The sequence below is a fragment of the Agrobacterium sp. NPDC058088 genome (assembly GCF_042885035.1).
Taxonomy (GTDB): domain Bacteria; phylum Pseudomonadota; class Alphaproteobacteria; order Rhizobiales; family Rhizobiaceae; genus Agrobacterium.
In genome coordinates, this window is sequence record NZ_JBHVSU010000002.1 from 966,767 (window position 1) to 982,876 (window position 16,110).

Below are 16,110 nucleotides of genomic sequence, written 5' to 3' on the forward strand. Positions count from 1 at the left end.
TATTCTCTCCGGAGATGGGATGAAGATTATCGTTTATAGGTGGGCTTGATGAAGGGCAGGGCGGCGACGGTGACGGGCAAGTATTTGCCGCGCACTTCCGCGAAGATCGCCGTGCCGGGAGCGGCGTAAGGAACAGGCACGTAACCCATCGCCACGGGGCCTTCGACCGAAGGACCGAAACCGCCCGAGGTCACTTCACCGATTTCCCTCTTGCCTTCGGCATCTGCAAACAGCTTCGAATGGCCACGCACCGGCGCCTTGCCTTCCGGCTTCAGGCCGACGCGGCGGCGCGATGTGCCATCTTTCAGTTCGCCGAGAATGCGCTCTGCGCCGGGAAAACCGCCCTCGCGGTCGCCGCCAGCGCGGCGCGCTTTCTGAATCGCCCATTCGAGCGAGGCTTCGATGGGGGAGGTCGTGGTATCGATATCGTTGCCGTAAAGACAAAGGCCGGCTTCCAGACGCAGGCTGTCGCGCGCACCGAGGCCGATGGCTTCGCAATCGGGGTGTTCGAGCAGGGCTTTGGCGATCTCTTCGGCCTTGTCGGCCGGTACGGAGATTTCAAAGCCGTCTTCACCGGAATAACCAGAGCGCGAGACGATGCAGGGCACGTCATGCAGCGGCACTTCCTGCACATCCATGAATTTCATTTCCGAGACGCCGGCCCAGAGTTCAGCCAGAACGGCCTCAGCGCGCGGTCCCTGAAGCGCGATGAGCGCCCGGTCATCGAGAAGCGTTATCTCGCAGGCGTCGGAAAGATGCGCCTTCATATGGGCGACATCGGCATCCTTGCAGGCAGCGTTGACGACGACAAAAAGATGATCGCCGCGATTGGTGATCATCAGGTCATCGAGAATGCTGCCATTTTCATCGGTGAAGAAACCGTAGCGCTGGCGGCCTTCCTTGAGGCCGAGAATGTCAACCGGCACCAGCTTTTCGAGCGCGCGCGCGGCATCTTCATTTCTGCCGGACTTCGCTTTCAGGAGGACCTGGCCCATGTGGGAAACATCGAAAAGACCGGCGGAGGTGCGGGTCTGAAGGTGTTCCTTCAATACACCGGCCGGATATTGCACCGGCATGTCGTAACCGGCGAATGGCACCATGCGGGCGCCAAGCGATAGGTGCAGGGAATGGAGCGGCGTGATTTTAAGCTCGGCGGTATCGTCCAAGGACGCCTCCAGGGTTGCGCGAGATATCGCGCGGGCTCAGGTCATGGCGCAATGCGCCGGGTTCAAGAGCCCCCTCTGTCCTTGTCGCCTGAGATTGTTATCCCTTCGGCGAGCCGTCCTGTTTAAAGGTGGCTTCTCTCCAGAGTTCCGTCGTCACCGCTGGTCCTTTTGCCTGAGAGTTTCCGGGGCGGTTGCTCCTTCGGCACCGCATTGAAGCGGTTTCTCCCAACGATGATGCGCGCTCATTATCTTCGAAGCCCCGCTATTGGCAAGGACCAAATGACGCATCTGAACAGATTCTTGCTCCATCTGCGCCATCATCGTTCACCCAGCATCGGTATGACGTGGACCGGCTGGATTTTTGTGGGGCGCACGGGAATGAGGATGCAAGATGCCCTCAGTCAGTTTTCTTCTCCGGCAAGCCCTTACGTTTTGTTGATGCGAAATCCTCAAGTTCCTTTTCTGTCATGGACTTCTCCATGCTTTTTGAAGCACCTTGTAAACTGGATTTTTTGACTTCGCCGCGTTTGGCGGCAAGGGCTGCGCCCGCCGCTTTCTGCTGGGCTTTTGATTTGGCTGGCATGTCTGCCTCCTTCAAAACGATGGTTACGGCAGGAAAATGCCGCCTTGCGTCGATTGTTCCGCTGCAAGGATCAAGCCTGCGGCAAAATTCCCCTTTGAAATCGGCAGGAAAGCGGGATATCGCATGGTGTCATGGACGCAAATCGAAAACGACGACTGACGGGGATGGAGAAGATGCTTCGCATTTTCTGCGCGACCCTGATGTTGTCGCTCGGTTTTGCCCACAAGCCCGCACTTGCCGCCAACCCCGCGGTTGTCCTCGACGAGAGCTACAGGCTGCCGGACGGCACCTTTGCCGGGATTTGCCTCGGTCATTCGGGCGAGGCGAATGCCTCCCACGCCAAGGACGGCCCAGCCCATTCGGGGGACGCGATCCTCTTCTGTGAGGCCTGCCTGCTCGCATCGTCCATTCTTCTGCCGATGCCCGATACGGAAGGCTGGCTGAGGACTGAATTCGCCTGGCTCGATAATCGCCTGTCCGCGGAATGGAGCTTCCGTTCCGTCCTGACGATCCGCAAACCGGCCGCCCGCGGCCCGCCGTCGCTGTCCGCCTGATTTTCACATATGAGATCATCGCCGCCTGCCAGCGGCACTGCGCGGCTGCGACACCCCAAGGGGCGCAGTCGCAGGGACAAGCAAATGAGAACCACCAAGATCATCACCTGCACTCTCTTCGCCGCGTCGGTTTCGACCGCGCCGGCCTTCGCTCACGCCACGTTTGTGGACGGTTCGGCCGAACAGGACAGTACCATCGTCGCCGCCCTTCAGGTGCCGCACGGCTGCGATGGCGGACTTGCAACCACGGAAGTACAGATCAAGCTGCCGGAAGGCTTCATTTCCGCCAAGCCGCAGCCCAAGGCAGGCTGGGAACTGGAAATCATCAAGGGCGACTATCAGAAGACCTACAAGAACCACGGCAAGGACATCAAAAGCGGGGCTGTCGAAATTCGCTGGAAGGGTGGCAACCTGCCGGACGAGTTCTACGATACCTTTGCAGTGCAGGGTAAAATCTCCGGAATCGAGGCGGGGCAGGATCTGCCCTTCAAGGTAACGCAGCTTTGCGGCGACAAGGGCAAGGTATCCTGGGATGAGGTCGCAACCGCCGGCGTTGATCCGCATTCGCTGAAAAGCCCGGCGCCGACCATCAAGGTCACTGCCAAGACGCATGCGGGCGGACATGATCATTCCAGCATGAACATGGATATGGATGTCGTGAAGGCCGGCAGCCTCGAAGTGTCCGATGGTGCGACCAAGGCCATGTTGCCGGGCCAGCCCGTCGGCGGCGGTTACGTGACGATCAAGAACACCGGCGATAGCGACGACAAGCTGGTCGGCATCGAATCCTCCGCCGCCGGCCGTTCTGAAATCCACGAGATGGCCATGGTCAACGACGTCATGAAAATGCGCAAGCTGGATGACGGTATCGTCATTCCCGCCGGCCAGACGGTGGAGCTGAAGCCCGGCGGTCTGCACATGATGTTCTTCGATGTGAAGAAGCCTTTTGCCGAAGGCGATAAGGTGCCGGTGACGCTGATCTTCGAGAAGGCCGGCAAGGTCGAGATCATACTCTCCACAGGCGCGGCCAAGGGCGGCAGCGAGCATCAGCATAATTGACCGATGAAAAACGGCTACCGGAACGCGTGACAGGTCCGGTAGCCGCAAGATTTTTATATATTGTATTTGTTCTTCAGCGCCGTGATGGAAAAAAGGAGACGGTATCTACCATCTCGACTTTCCGGAACTCGGTCGGAAATATCTAGAAAATCAAGCTGACATCAGGCTGAACGCAAATGTCCGTTCGGCATGATGAGAAGACAAAGAAACGAAATTAAAATTCCTAGATATCGGTTTGATCTAAAGGGTTATTTTTTGATTTTTTTGTGGCGCTGTTTTCCTCGTAGGCTTCCACGGCCTGTTCTAATGTCGCCTGCTGCTCCTGACGCTGGCTGGCAACGGTCAGGAAATAGAGCGTCAGGGCGGGCGGCTTGATGGCGGTCATCATGCCGCGCAGCTGGAAGTCATCCCCACCTTCTGCCTTGCGTGCCAATTCGTGAATGGCCTCTTCCACTTCGCTTTTGCGCGGAACGCGCTGCGATGGCTTCACGGCTTCCAGCGCATAGGCTGCCGTATTTGCGGAAACAGAAAGAACCTGTGTCATCCAACCCCCGGCGATCCTGCCGATCCTTAAAAAAACGAGAGTAACAGCCGCTTATTGTTGCAAGGCTAAATCGCGACGCTGCAATTTAATCGTATTTTAATGGACGACGACGTCAGCCAATGGGCTTTCACCCGCTGTGCCCTTGGTCTAGAAATGCCTTGGACTTCACGAGGTCCGGCAATTTCCGGAGATATCATTCTATGATCAATATCGCTCTTGTCGCGACAGGCGGCGCCATCGGTTCCGTGTTCCGTTATCTGGTCGGCGTCTGGAGCATGCGGCTGGCCGGGCCGAATTTCCCCTGGGGAACGCTCGCGGTTAACATCGTCGGGTCTTTCCTGATCGGTCTGCTGGTGGAACTGGTGGCGCGGCGGCTCAACGCGTCGATGGAAATGCGCCTGTTTCTCGTCACCGGCGTGCTTGGCGGCTTCACGACATTCTCATCCTTCTCGCTGGATGCGGTTTCGCTTTTCGAGCGTGGTGCGATCGGCCTTTCGGCCTTTTACATCCTTGCAAGCCTCGTGGTTTCCATTGCCGCGGTTTTTGCCGGGCTGGCCTTGGGCCGCAACTTGTTCTAAAGGCTTGAACCAAACGGCGCGCCGACGAACAGGGCGCGCGATCAAGACAGAAAGACTGGAAATTTCATGGCAGGTATCGAGCATATCAAGGTCGAGGCCGACGAGGCCGGTATGCGCCTCGATCGCTGGTTCAAGATTCACTATCCGGGTCTCGGTTTCGGGCAGCTGCAGAAGCTCTTGCGCTCCGGCCAGGTGCGTGTGGATGGCGGCCGCGTGAAGACGGATGCGCGGGTGCAGCCCGGACAGATGGTGCGCGTGCCGCCGGTCGATTCCGATATGAAGACCAAGACCGGTCCGATCGGTTCGAAGGACCTCAAACAGTCAGCGGATGCCGAGCTTCTGGCGCGCATGCTGCTGCATGAGGACGACAAGGTCTTCGTTTTCAACAAGCCGGCCGGCATTGCCGTGCAGGGTGGTTCAGGCGTCAACCGTCACATTGACGGTCTTCTCGAAGCATGGACAAGCCCGAAGGGCGAAAAACCGCGTCTGGTGCACCGTCTGGACCGTGACACATCAGGCGTGCTTGTGGTTGCCCGCACGAGAGGCGCCGCGCAGAAACTGACGGCTGCCTTCCGCGAGCGCGATACGAAAAAAACCTACTGGGCGCTGGTCAAGGGTGTGCCGCGCAAACACCAGGACAAGATTTCCACCTGGCTCGTCAAGGAACAGACGATGGATGGCGATCGCATGCGCATCGCCAAACACGGCGAGGAGGGGGCCGATCACGCCATTTCCTACTATCGCGTCATCGATACCGCCGCGCAGAACCTCGCCTGGCTGGAGATGGAACCCTATACCGGCCGTACACACCAGCTGCGCGTTCATGCGCTGCATATGGGCCACCCGATCATTGGCGATCCCAAATATTATATCGATGATCCGAACTGGGATTTCCCGGGCGGTATTCAGAAGCGCCTGCATCTGCATGCGCGCCACATCGACATACCGCACCCCTCCGGTGGTCGGCTTCGGGTCAGCGCACCTTTGCCGCCGCATATGGTGCAAACCTGGAACCTTCTCGGCCTCGACGTAGCCGATGGCGATAGGGAAGACTGATAGCAGATGAAACTCGTCCTTTTCGATTGCGACGGTACTCTCGTGGACAGCGCCGGCCTGATCCATGCGGTCATGTCCGAAACCTTTGCCGATTTTGGAAAGCCGCGGCCTGATATTTCACAGACCAAGGCGATCATCGGTCTGACGCTGGATATCGCCATCGCCCGCATGCTTGGCAAGACACATGTGGATGACGAGGCGCTGGCGATGACGCAGCGTTACCGGGAGGTCTATCATCCTCTACGGGAACGCCCCGAGATGACGACGCCGCTCTTTGACGGGATCGCACCGCTGATCGATACGCTTTCGAAACGGGACGACGTGCTGATCGGCGCCGTCACAGGCAAGGGCCGGCGTGGGCTCACCCATATTCTCGAAACCCATGGGTTAATCGACCATTTCATCGTTTCGCGCACGGCGGATGATTGCCCCTCCAAGCCGCACCCCGCCATGGTGACGGAATGCTGCCACGAAACCGGCATGGTTCCAGCCGATACTATCGTCATCGGTGACGCGATCTATGACATGCAGATGGCGAAAGCGGCTGGCGCAAAGGCCATCGGCGTTTCCTGGGGTTATGCCTCGGTCGAGGACCTCTGGGATGCGGGCGCCGACGCAGTCGTCAACCATCCGAACGAAATTCCGGCCCATGTTTCGGCCGACATTACTGAATGACCTTTTCTACCCGACTGACGAGGATGTGCCATGCGTGATCTCCTGAACGACCTTTCGGAGGGCCTCAGCCACCCCGACCCGATCCTGCGCGCGCAGATCCAGATGCAGAAACCTTTGCCAAAGCGGTTCTATAAGGATGTGACCTTCGCTGACCTGGAAGAGGGCGGCTTCACCATCCTCCTCGATGGCAAGCCGCTGCGCACGCCCGCAAAGAAACCGCTCATCGCACCCACGCGAGCGCTGGCCGAACTGCTGCGCGACGAATGGGATGCGCAGACGGAGGTGGTGAACCCGGTGGTCATGCCCGTGTCGAGGCACGTGAATACCGCCATCGATGGCATCGCCAGTGACACGCAGGCGGTTTTCGAGGACATCCTCCGTTTTTCCTCGTCGGACCTCCTCTGCTATCGCGCTGGCGATCCGGAAGCGCTGGTGGCGCGACAAACGGACCATTGGGATCCTGTACTGGACTGGGCGGCCAATGTACTCGGCGCGCGCTTCATTCTCGTCGAAGGTGTGATGCATCAGGAGCAGCCGCGCGAAGCTATCGCGGCTTTCGCAGTGACGCTGAAAAAATACGATACGCCGATTGCTCTTGCCGCGCTCCACACCATGACGTCTCTGACCGGTTCCGCCATTTTGGCGCTGGCATTGGCGGAAGGTGAACTGACGCTGGAAGAAGCCTGGGCGCTCGCCCATCTGGACGAGGACTGGACCGCCGAGCAATGGGGCGAGGACGAGGAGGCGCTGGAGCGCCGCGCCGTCAGGCTCATCGACATGCGTGCCGCCCTCAACGTCCTGGAGTCGCTGAAGATCGCCTCTTAACGCTTTTCTAACCCTGATCGTCGAACATGCGGTTACCTCACGTTAGGGGAGCCGCTGATCATGACCACCACGCTAAAACGCCTCGGCATTCTTGTGCTGGCGTGTTTCGTGCTCATGTCTTTCAGGTTGGAACCGGAAGCGACAAATAGCGACCGACTGCTTTACGACGTGCGTGGCGCATTTGTCGCCGCACGCCCGGATGTCGCGCCGGCACTGATGCAATCCATCCATGCGCAGGTTCAGAATGCGATCAAGACGACGGCTCGTGGAGAAATTCGGCCGCGCGTGGTGCTGACCATCCGTCTTGCATCCGTTACTCGCGCACCATTCATGTTCGGGGAGCGGGCTTCAGCCAAGGTGATCGTCCGTGCCGCGGCCGTTTCAACGGGCGAGGTCATCGCCGAGGCCAAATTCACAGCTACCGTTGTCAGCTTCGACAATCAGGCCATCGAGCAGGAACTTGCCTATGGCGTCGCTGAGCGGGTGATCCGCGAATTCCGGCTGAACCGACCCGGCCCGACGACGCTGGCGACGGCTCTGTTTCCATAAACAGCAGGAAATGCGAGAGGGCGACACCGCTTGTCCCCATCAGTCCTGAAATCTCCACGCTCTGACAATAGCATTTCGATGCCGTCGATTTCACATACATTGCGTATCCTAATTGACATACGCTGCGTACGTCACTATCTCGCATACGTAACGTATGTGAGGTGACGTTCGAAGCCCCGACAGCAACGCTTCGCTCGTCCACTCACTCAGCCAAAAAGAGAGATGTCAAATGACTGCACGCGAAGCAATTTTCCCGGCCAACAGGCACGCGCTTTACGAAGAACACGGCTATTCCGCCGCCATTCGATCCGGTGATCTCCTTTTCGTTTCCGGCCAGGTCGGCAGCCGAGCCGACGGAACGCCTGAACCCGATTTTGAAAAACAGGTCCGGCTGGCTTTCGAAAATCTCAAGGCGACACTCGCAGCGGCGGGGTGCACCTTTGACGATATCGTCGATGTGACGACATTCCACACCGACCCTGAAAACCAGTTCGCGACGATCATGACTGTCAAACAGGAGATTTTCAGCAAATCGCCTTATCCGAACTGGACAGCCATAGGTGTCAACTGGCTCGCCGGCTTCGATTTCGAGATCAAGGTCATCGCCCGCATCCCGTAATGCCGGATCAAGACGGGAAACGGCGGCGCTTATCGGGCGCCGCCACCCGCTTCTCGATCCTTAGCCAAGCCGTTCCGCATGCCACTTCAAATGGTCATCCATGAAGGTGGAGATGAAATAATAGGAGTGGTCATAACGATCGTGCATGCGCAGTGTCAGGCCGATATCCGTGCCCTTGATCGCTTCTTCGAACAGCCAGGGACGCAGGCCCTTTTCCAGGAAGCTGTCGGCCTTGCCCTGATCGATCAGGAACTCGGGAAACCGTGCGCCGTCCTCGACCAGCGAGCAGGCATCATATCGACGCCATGCGGCCCGGTCCGCGCCGAGATATTTTTCCAGTGCCGGTTCCGACCAGTCGGCGGAGGAGGGGGCCACGATCGGGGCAAAGGCGGAGCAGCTCTTGAAACGCTCGGGGTTTTTCAGCGCAATGGTCATCGCACCATGGCCACCCATCGAATGGCCGAAAATGGCCTGGCGGCTCATATCCGCGCGGAAATGCTGGCCGATGAGGGAGGGCAGTTCTTCCGTGATGTAGCTATACATCTGGTAGTGCTCGGACCACGGCTCCTGCGTGGCATCGAGATAAAAACCAGCACCTTTGCCCATCTGCCAGTTGGTCAGCTCATCCGGCACATCATTGCCACGCGGGCTTGTATCCGGGCAGACGATGATAAGCCCGAGTTCGGACGCCATGCGGCGATATTCGCCCTTTTCCATAACATTGGCGTGTGTGCAGGTGAGGCCTGAGAGATACCAGACAACCGGGCAGGGCTCATGAATCGCCTTCGGCGGCACATAGACCGCAAAGGTCATCTCGCTTTTGAGCGTTTCGGATTGGTGCGAAAATACGCCCTGCATACCACCAAAGGCCGTATTTTGCGAAATGATATTCATGAAGCCATTCCTTTAGGAAAAATTCGGGTTCAGCCCGCAAGCGAGACCGCAGCATTGACCGCCGCTGCGACCAGAACCGTGTTGAAGAAAAAAGAAACGATGGAGTGCAGCAGCGTCACTTTGCGCATGGCGGTGGTGGTTACCCCCACATCCGAGGTCTGCGCGGTCATGCCGATCACCACGGCGAAATAGAGAAAATCGTAACCGCAGGGGTCCTTCGTCGCCGGAAAATCCATGCCGCCACGATGCTGGCGCTTGCCATCCACCGAGGTCGGCCGCCAGTAAAGATGGGCGTAGTGCAGGGCGGTCATGGTGTGGATTGTCAGCCAGCCAAAGATCACCGAGCCGAAGGCGATCAGCAGCGTCCAGACCGTTTCACCGGAGTGGTTGAGCGCCTGAAACAGCGACACCACGGCAACACCCACCGCAAGCAGCGTTACGGCGATGATGGCGATCGCAGGCAGATCATCGCTGTCGGCATGGGCCTTCAGTTGCTGCGCCGTCAGATACGGCAGGCGAAAGGCAACCAGCGTCAGATAGGTGAGGAAAAACAGGACTGCGGCGATCTCTATGGCAAGGGAAGGCGCAAATGCCAGCGCAAGGCCAAGGCTGAACGCCCAGACGATAAACGCGATGACGAAAGGCCGATGACGGCGATAGAGATTGCTCTTGGGATTAACAGGGTTCTTGGCTGGGTTCTTAGGACTGGCGGGGGTCATGGACGACACCTTTCTGTTTGCAGCGTCATTTTTTGACACGGCGGCAGAAACGGTCAAGCGTCTCCAGAAAGGCCGAGCGGTCGCGCGGCGAAAAGGCCGCGTTATACCCCTTGCTTTCCCCGGTTTCACGCAGATGCGCACCAAGATCACGCATCGCCGTCGCCATGCCGATATTCGAAGGATCGAAAACGCGCCCTGTCGGTCCCGTTACCAGAGCACCCTTGGCGACGCAGCGTCCGGCCAGCGGCACATCGGCGGTGATGACGATATCGTTTTCGCCGGCATGTTCGGCAATCCAGTCGTCCGCCGCGTCGAAACCCGCAGATACGATGACGTTCTTCACCATCGGATCGCGCGACGGGCGCAAACCGGAATTGGCGACGAAGGTCACCTCAAGCCCATGCCGCTCCGCCACCTTGAGGATTTCCGGCTTCACGGGGCAGGCATCGGCATCGACATAGATTTGCGGGTTTTGCGTCATGGGCACTCTTTTGGAATAATTCCTGCCACGCTTCTAAGCGCAAATGATGCAATTACCAAGCCCATCAGGGCTGAAATAGCGGCTTGATGTCGTGTGGGAGAATGCTTGCGGCGATCACAAAAACCACATATGTTCCCTTTATGTTCTTGATGGTGGAGGGTTCAATGTTGGAAGAGTTTATCGTGCAAGCCAAGTCCGCGACCTATGTCGGCGGCGGCGATAAATCTGCGACACCCACGCGTCAGGGATCGCACGATCTCGCTTATCAGGACGGAGACTGGCACTATATCGACAGCTATTTCGGCGGAACCGATTTTATCGGCCAGGAGGTCGTCTGGCATCAGGGAACAGCGGTATGGGCGATGAGTTATTACGGCCGTATTCTCAGGCCCGATATGATCGACGGCGTGACGGCCGGCAGGGTCATTCAGCACTCGCTTTCCACGCTCTATCGGGAAGGCCGCTTTCTCGGTGGCTTCACCCATCTGGTGGAAAATCTGGTCTATGTCGATACGAATGCGGGTGAGTTCGGGTCCTTCACCGGCGTCGAGCGCATTTACCGGGGACATGTCGAGACGTATCGGCTTGACTATCATGGAGGCATCATAAAGCCATGAGATGTGCGATGGCTGGGGCGATGACGGTTTCACCGCCCCATCACAGGTCTCAGATCAGCCGGGTTGCTTCGTCTTGCGCAGATAGGGAAGAACCGTGTCGTAGGAGCCGAAACGGGCAATCGCATCTTCGTTCGAGACGGCGGCGGTAATGATGACGTCCTCGCCCTGTTTCCAGTTAGCCGGTGTTGCCACCTGGTGTTTGGAGGTGAGCTGAATGGAATCGATGGCGCGGAGAATTTCCTCGAAATTGCGGCCGGTGGTCATCGGGTAGGTGAGGACCAGCTTGATCTTCTTGTCGGGGCCGATGACGAAGACGGAGCGCACGGTAGCGTTGTCGGCAGGCGTGCGGCCCTCCGAACTGTCACCAGCGCCCGCCGGCAGCATGTCATAGAGCTTCGCAACCTTCAGGTCCTTGTCGCCGATCAGCGGATAATCGACGTTAAAACCGGTCGCGGTGCGGATATCGTTCTTCCATTTTTCGTGGCTCTCGACCGGATCCACCGAGATGCCGATGATCTTGACGCCACGTTTTTCAAATTCCGGCTGCAGGCCGCCCATGGCGCCAAGTTCCGTCGTGCACACTGGCGTGAAGTTTTTCGGATGGGAAAACAGGACCGCCCAGCCATCGCCGATCCAGTCGTGAAAATGCACCGGGCCCTGGGTGGTCTCGGCGGTGAAGTCGGGGGCAATATCGTTGATACGCAGACTCATATCGTGCTTTCTCCCTGATGATTTGAACTTAAAATCTGATGGTTGTCGGCAATTTCTGTCCAGCGCAGGAGCTTAGGGGTTTTCCCCGAAATGGCCAGAGCTTTTCGCAGCCTGTCGATGACTAAGTAGGCGAGGGCCTGAACCCGCAGACCCCCGCGCTGCTCTTAGAGACCGGTCATCGCCGGTTTCCAGAACCGCTCCGGATCAAGACCGTCACAGCACTCGATCACGATCCGTGCACCGTTCTTTAGGCGTCGCCGCAAAAGATCGGATTGCGCCCGTATCTGGCCGTCATCGTGAAGCTTCTGCAGCATCGAGCGTGAAAGCCCGAGTTCGGAGGCCAGCAGCCGGTCGAGGCGTATGCCGGCCGGAAACGGAACGGCGAGATCGATCTCGGCCGCAGTCCAGTCGGGAGGTTCGTCCCGTATCTTTTTCTCGATATCAAACTCCGCAAACTCGTCGATACGCTGCGACTTGCGCCTCAACGCCTCGAGGTTAAAGGTTTCGGCTTTTATCCATTCTGGATCGTTGGACTGCAGCGCCTCCAGAACGGCAGGGCTTATATCGCGAACATTTTGCCGCTCGAAGATTGGCCGGTTCCAGCTTTTGTCGCAGATCAGGCATCTGTAGATAAGCCAGGCATCGAGTTTGCGGCCATTGGCGTTGAGCCGGATCTTGCCGCTGGCCTGAAATGCCCTCAGTTCACCGCATCCGTTGCAGGCAAGCCAGGGCTGGGGCGCCGTTCGTGGCGTAATGGTCCATTGGACCCGAAGGAGATTGCACATAATGTCTTGGTCTTCCGTTTGGAAGTCCACCAAGATGGTGCAGGAGAAAACCCTTACGGGTACGGCGTGGCGATGTCCTGGGGGGCGAAGAGCTGAGACAGCAGGGCTGTGCAAGGCACATTTTAACAATGCCAGACCGGTCTCTTGCCACCACCCGATGAACATGATCATACGCCGACAGCCTGTGGCTATCCGCAATACGGGTGAAACTGGATTGAGACCGGTATTTACTTAGGCAAAGTCTACCTCGATGCGCCACTGCTCTTCGTTGGCGACGATAACAAATGATGCCCGCCAAAGGGAGTTCTTTCCCCACTCTGCAACCGAAACAAGTGGTGCCTGAAGCTTTTGCGCAACTCTTCCACCATCGTCCTACTGTTCGCTGGAGGTTTCCCTGCGGCTGTTATCCGTGGCCGCCAGAAGGGGAAGCATGCGGCGAAGGGTCGGATCTCTGCGTATGAGGTGGTGCCATAGCGCCGCCATCACATGAAGGAGGACAATAATGGCGGCAAGATAGGCGAGGGTGGCGTGAACCTCACTCCAGAAGGCTTCGGCTTGATCGGAGATCGTCATGGGCAACCCCGGAACGACAACGAGATCAAAGACATAGCTGGGGATCTGCAAGGGAGAGGTTGACGCTACCGCCCAGCCGGCGAGGGGAACGGCCACGGTCAGGAACAGGAGCGCAGCATGGGCGGCCCGCGCAGCGAACCTCGAAACAATGCTTTCGCCATCAACAGACCGCGGCTTCCTGCTAAAAACCGACCAGATGCAACGCGGTATCGCCAGTGCGAGCACCAGAAATCCGATCGACTTGTGGTATTGAAAGAGATCGAACTGAAGCACCGGATCGATGCTGTCACGGCTCATCAGATATCCCAGCGCCAGCTGGGCAAGGAAAAGGATAGCGATCGTCCAGTGGAACACGATCGCCACCAGTCCAAAGGATGAGGACGTGTTGCGCAAACGACGTCCACCCGCCGGGGCAATACCGGAATTGTCGCCAAACTCTTGCATCGGTTAACTCAGCTGTTGATAGGTGTCCTTGGCAATGGCGTCCATACGGTCGGACGGCAGGTTGCCGACCAGGGCGCAGCGGATCATTTCGTCGTCCCAGGACACCGTCTCCAGCGAACCGACACTGGAGCGCCGCATGGCGGTATCGCTCGAGTCGGCCGCTGCAACGATGTAAAGCGTGACGCGCTGCCCGCCTTTGTCTTCGTACATGAGCTGGGCGGCGGGACCTTCGGAACCGGGCAGCACACGGCCGCCAACGAGGGAGAGGCCGTGACGGGTAAGATCCGGGATGTTGACCTTGCGGTCCAGCCGCTTGGAGAGCCATTTCGGCAGGTTTTGGGGATCTCCGCCATCGGCGCGGACCTCCACCGGATGCAGAACGTCGCTCGCAAACAGCTTATGTGCCTGTGTCGCATCCGCCACGATGGAAGCAGGTTCGGTAACCTCGAACATAAGCCCACGTCCGAACCAGCCGCCTGTCATCCCGACGGCAAGGATAAGGACGGCTGCGGCTGCCATGTTGCGCCAATCGGCCCGTTCCAATCTTACGCGCCGCTCAATGCGATACACATCAAGGCGATCCGGCACGATATTGGTGTCGACAGGGCCATAAAGAGCCGTCAGCGTCGCATTCTGCTGCTGCCACATCGTTACCTTGCGTGCATCGGCCAGATTGGAGGCGAGGTGGGCACGAACGGCACCGAGCCTCTGGGCATCAAGCTGCCCATCGACATAAGAGAGCAGATCGGCTTCGGTTACGTGTGGCTCTCTGCCGGTCATTTTATCACCTTGAGATTTGGCTGGTCTTCCTGGGTCATGCGGGCAAGCGCCGTTCGGGCTCGTCCCAGCCGGGACATCAGTGTGCCAAGGGGAATTTCAAGAATCTTTGCGGCCTCCGCATAAGTAAGGCCTTCGACAACGACGAGGAGCAGGGCCTCACGGTGTTCGCCGGACAGTTTTTCGATGGCGCGGGCCATTTCGGCAAGGGCGACTCGACCCGTCTGCGCTGCCGGGACAACCAGTTGTTCCTCAGCATCGTCAATCGGGATCTGCTGGGGCCGGCGTCTGCTGCCGCGCAGATTGTTGCGGTAGACATTAACAAGCACCCGATACAACCAGGGACGCAACGGACCCTGCGGTCGCCACAATGCCTTTTTACGGATCGCTCTTTCCAGACAGTCCTGAACGAGATCATCAGCCGTGTCGCGATCATGCGTCAGCGCATTCGCATAACGCCGGAGCGCCGGTATGCAACTTGTCATCTCGTCCAGAAAGTCCGGCATGAGGGCTACTCCTTGGCAACGTGCCAAACGCCGCCGACGCCGTCTCCCGTGATGTCGCCGGGTTTTTTGTCCATCTGCCAGCGGTAAAGCGGCTTTCCGTCATGCGACCATTGCATCGTGCCATCTTTGCGGGCGATTGGTTTGTAGTCGCCGTCCGCCTTGTCCGTTTTCAGGGCGGCGAGGGGTGGCCATTTTTTAGCACAGCCATCATAGCAGGCCGATGAGGCGTCGCCGTCATTGTCGAACGTATAGAGGGTCATGCCTTTGGCATCGGTCAGGATAGTACCCTTGGCCGTCGCCTTTTCAACCACAGCGCCACCGGCATAAGGCTCGGCGAGGGCGGTTGTGGAGGCGAGCGCCAGCGCGCCAGCCAGAACAAAATGATGTACACGCATGAGATAGCCCTTGAGGAAAACGGATCGGGCAAGGTGCCCGATACTGGATAAAACACCGGTCAACGGAATTTATTCCCGCCTTGCCGATTTTTTTGATGCGTCTGCGACTTTTTATCTGACGCCCTTCAGATCGATATCGAACGCCACCGTATTCGAATAGAGCGGCACACCGACGCCCATGCCGTAGGGCATGCGGGGAACATTGCCGGTGACATGGAAGGTAACCGATCCCTTTTGCTGCTCAACGAAAGTCGCATGGAAGGTCTCGGGGCGGGATACGCCTTTGGCCGTCAATATGCCCTCGACCACAGCGCTGCGCGGTCCGTCCTGAACGACCCGGCTGGAGCGAAACACGATCTGCGGATAGGTGGCGATATTAAAAACCGCGCTGGATTTCAGGAAGTTTTCCACCCGCTCTTGCCCTGTCTTGACGCTGGACGGATTGAGGCTGATTTCCACATAAGACTTGGCGGGCTGGTCCGGATCGATATCGAACTGGCCGGATATGTCGAGGATGGCGCCCTTGATTCCGGGACCGGCAACCTGGGCAATTGAAAACCCGATATGGGACGCGGGATCAATGCGATACCGTCCAGCAGCGGACGAGAACGGGCTGGCCGACACCGGAGTGCAGGCCAATGCCGCCATCAGGAGAGTGAGGGAGTAAGAGTATTTCACGGTGCAGGCTCCTTCGTGAGTACTTGGTCGCACTCAGGAGAACACCGCTGGGAACCATTTAATCCATATGACCTTCGACCGATCGCCAAATTCCTGCCATCCGGCGAAATTCAACAACCGGCAATGCCGATGCCGCAACAGCGCTCCAAAAGGAGATGGCGGCCTGTCGCATAATTGAAGTGCCGCCACGAACAGTGGAGTGGCGCATCGTCAGGATACCGGTCTATTACAAACGATGTTAAAGCTGATTAGAGATGCGACGCAGCTGGCCCGTTAGAAATGCGACACTGGCTCCGACAATCAGCCCCCGACCGGACCGGCT

The 16,110-nt window shown here is 58.2% G+C and carries 22 protein-coding genes and 1 riboswitch; of the genes, 9 read left to right on the top strand and 13 right to left on the bottom strand.

Going from position 1 to position 16,110, the window contains the following annotated elements:
* Window positions 1-26: 26 nt before the first annotated feature.
* Both gcvT and ACFVTJ_RS10075 read right to left on the bottom strand, forming a co-directional pair.
* On the bottom strand, window positions 27-1,166 hold the full coding sequence (gene gcvT / locus ACFVTJ_RS10070; RefSeq protein WP_386906817.1) for a glycine cleavage system aminomethyltransferase GcvT: 1,140 nt from the start codon (window positions 1,164-1,166) through the stop codon (window positions 27-29).
* Between the two features lie 150 nt (window positions 1,167-1,316).
* A riboswitch (glycine riboswitch) is annotated at window positions 1,317-1,404 on the bottom strand.
* Between the two features lie 159 nt (window positions 1,405-1,563).
* Window positions 1,564-1,749 carry a DUF3008 family protein gene (locus ACFVTJ_RS10075; RefSeq protein ID WP_386906819.1) on the bottom strand — a complete coding sequence of 62 codons (186 nt, stop codon included), beginning with the start codon at window positions 1,747-1,749 and terminating at the stop codon, window positions 1,564-1,566.
* 173 nt (window positions 1,750-1,922) lie between these two features.
* On the opposite strand from ACFVTJ_RS10075, the gene ACFVTJ_RS10080 reads away from it, so the two are divergent.
* On the top strand, window positions 1,923-2,303 hold the full coding sequence (locus ACFVTJ_RS10080) for a hypothetical protein (protein ID WP_386906821.1): 381 nt from the start codon (window positions 1,923-1,925) through the stop codon (window positions 2,301-2,303).
* Between the two features lie 84 nt (window positions 2,304-2,387).
* Window positions 2,388-3,362, top strand: coding sequence for a copper chaperone PCu(A)C (locus ACFVTJ_RS10085; RefSeq protein WP_386906823.1), 975 nt, complete (start codon window positions 2,388-2,390; stop codon window positions 3,360-3,362).
* Window positions 3,363-3,585: 223 nt separating this feature from the next.
* Here ACFVTJ_RS10085 and ACFVTJ_RS10090 read toward each other — a convergent pair whose 3' ends face one another.
* Window positions 3,586-3,906, bottom strand: coding sequence for a hypothetical protein (locus ACFVTJ_RS10090; protein ID WP_386906825.1), 321 nt, complete (start codon window positions 3,904-3,906; stop codon window positions 3,586-3,588).
* Between the two features lie 200 nt (window positions 3,907-4,106).
* On the opposite strand from ACFVTJ_RS10090, the gene crcB reads away from it, so the two are divergent.
* The 6 genes from crcB (at window position 4,107) to ACFVTJ_RS10120 (ending at window position 8,208) form a co-directional block, all read left to right on the top strand.
* Window positions 4,107-4,484 carry a fluoride efflux transporter CrcB gene (gene crcB, locus ACFVTJ_RS10095; protein WP_386906827.1) on the top strand — a complete coding sequence of 126 codons (378 nt, stop codon included), beginning with the start codon at window positions 4,107-4,109 and terminating at the stop codon, window positions 4,482-4,484.
* 66 nt (window positions 4,485-4,550) lie between these two features.
* Window positions 4,551-5,540 carry an RluA family pseudouridine synthase gene (locus ACFVTJ_RS10100; RefSeq protein ID WP_386906828.1) on the top strand — a complete coding sequence of 330 codons (990 nt, stop codon included), beginning with the start codon at window positions 4,551-4,553 and terminating at the stop codon, window positions 5,538-5,540.
* 6 nt (window positions 5,541-5,546) lie between these two features.
* A complete protein-coding gene (locus ACFVTJ_RS10105) occupies window positions 5,547-6,215 on the top strand; it encodes an HAD family hydrolase (RefSeq protein WP_386906830.1) in 669 nt (222 codons plus the stop codon).
* Between the two features lie 30 nt (window positions 6,216-6,245).
* A complete protein-coding gene (locus ACFVTJ_RS10110; protein WP_386906832.1) occupies window positions 6,246-7,040 on the top strand; it encodes an ATP12 family chaperone protein in 795 nt (264 codons plus the stop codon).
* Between the two features lie 60 nt (window positions 7,041-7,100).
* On the top strand, window positions 7,101-7,589 hold the full coding sequence (locus tag ACFVTJ_RS10115; RefSeq protein WP_386906834.1) for a hypothetical protein: 489 nt from the start codon (window positions 7,101-7,103) through the stop codon (window positions 7,587-7,589).
* 229 nt (window positions 7,590-7,818) lie between these two features.
* Window positions 7,819-8,208, top strand: a complete 390-nt coding sequence (locus ACFVTJ_RS10120; RefSeq protein WP_386906836.1) for a RidA family protein — start codon at window positions 7,819-7,821, stop codon at window positions 8,206-8,208.
* Between the two features lie 60 nt (window positions 8,209-8,268).
* Here ACFVTJ_RS10120 and fghA read toward each other — a convergent pair whose 3' ends face one another.
* From fghA to ACFVTJ_RS10135, 3 genes are read right to left on the bottom strand one after another with little or no spacing between them, the layout of a single operon-like run.
* Entirely contained in the window at window positions 8,269-9,102 is an 834-nt protein-coding gene (gene fghA, locus ACFVTJ_RS10125) for an S-formylglutathione hydrolase (protein ID WP_386906838.1), read from the bottom strand.
* Window positions 9,103-9,131: 29 nt separating this feature from the next.
* Complete coding sequence (locus ACFVTJ_RS10130) at window positions 9,132-9,821, bottom strand: DUF1345 domain-containing protein (protein WP_386906839.1); 690 nt, start codon at window positions 9,819-9,821, stop codon at window positions 9,132-9,134.
* A gap of 25 nt (window positions 9,822-9,846) precedes the next feature.
* Window positions 9,847-10,302 carry a YaiI/YqxD family protein gene (locus tag ACFVTJ_RS10135; protein WP_386906840.1) on the bottom strand — a complete coding sequence of 152 codons (456 nt, stop codon included), beginning with the start codon at window positions 10,300-10,302 and terminating at the stop codon, window positions 9,847-9,849.
* A gap of 164 nt (window positions 10,303-10,466) precedes the next feature.
* Here ACFVTJ_RS10135 and ACFVTJ_RS10140 point away from each other — a divergent pair, with 164 nt between their 5' ends.
* Complete coding sequence (locus ACFVTJ_RS10140; protein WP_386906842.1) at window positions 10,467-10,919, top strand: DUF5680 domain-containing protein; 453 nt, start codon at window positions 10,467-10,469, stop codon at window positions 10,917-10,919.
* Between the two features lie 54 nt (window positions 10,920-10,973).
* Here ACFVTJ_RS10140 and ACFVTJ_RS10145 read toward each other — a convergent pair whose 3' ends face one another.
* The 7 genes from ACFVTJ_RS10145 to ACFVTJ_RS10175 form a co-directional block, all read right to left on the bottom strand.
* Window positions 10,974-11,630 (bottom strand): peroxiredoxin, encoded by a 657-nt coding sequence (locus ACFVTJ_RS10145; RefSeq protein ID WP_386906843.1) that lies wholly within the window; start codon window positions 11,628-11,630, stop codon window positions 10,974-10,976.
* Between the two features lie 164 nt (window positions 11,631-11,794).
* Window positions 11,795-12,586, bottom strand: a complete 792-nt coding sequence (locus ACFVTJ_RS10150; RefSeq protein ID WP_386906845.1) for a DUF1062 domain-containing protein — start codon at window positions 12,584-12,586, stop codon at window positions 11,795-11,797.
* 201 nt (window positions 12,587-12,787) lie between these two features.
* On the bottom strand, window positions 12,788-13,432 hold the full coding sequence (locus tag ACFVTJ_RS10155; RefSeq protein WP_386906847.1) for a cytochrome b: 645 nt from the start codon (window positions 13,430-13,432) through the stop codon (window positions 12,788-12,790).
* Between the two features lie 3 nt (window positions 13,433-13,435).
* Window positions 13,436-14,212 (bottom strand): anti-sigma factor family protein, encoded by a 777-nt coding sequence (locus ACFVTJ_RS10160; protein ID WP_386906849.1) that lies wholly within the window; start codon window positions 14,210-14,212, stop codon window positions 13,436-13,438.
* The gene (locus ACFVTJ_RS10165) at window positions 14,209-14,715 is read right to left on the bottom strand and encodes a sigma-70 family RNA polymerase sigma factor (RefSeq protein ID WP_386906851.1); all 507 of its coding nucleotides are present in this window, start codon (window positions 14,713-14,715) and stop codon (window positions 14,209-14,211) included. Before ACFVTJ_RS10165 ends, ACFVTJ_RS10160 begins: the two co-directional genes overlap by 4 nt.
* 5 nt (window positions 14,716-14,720) lie before the next feature.
* Complete coding sequence (locus ACFVTJ_RS10170) at window positions 14,721-15,110, bottom strand: hypothetical protein (RefSeq protein WP_386906853.1); 390 nt, start codon at window positions 15,108-15,110, stop codon at window positions 14,721-14,723.
* Between the two features lie 111 nt (window positions 15,111-15,221).
* Window positions 15,222-15,788, bottom strand: coding sequence for a YceI family protein (locus tag ACFVTJ_RS10175; protein WP_386906855.1), 567 nt, complete (start codon window positions 15,786-15,788; stop codon window positions 15,222-15,224).
* Window positions 15,789-16,110 lie beyond the last annotated feature (322 nt).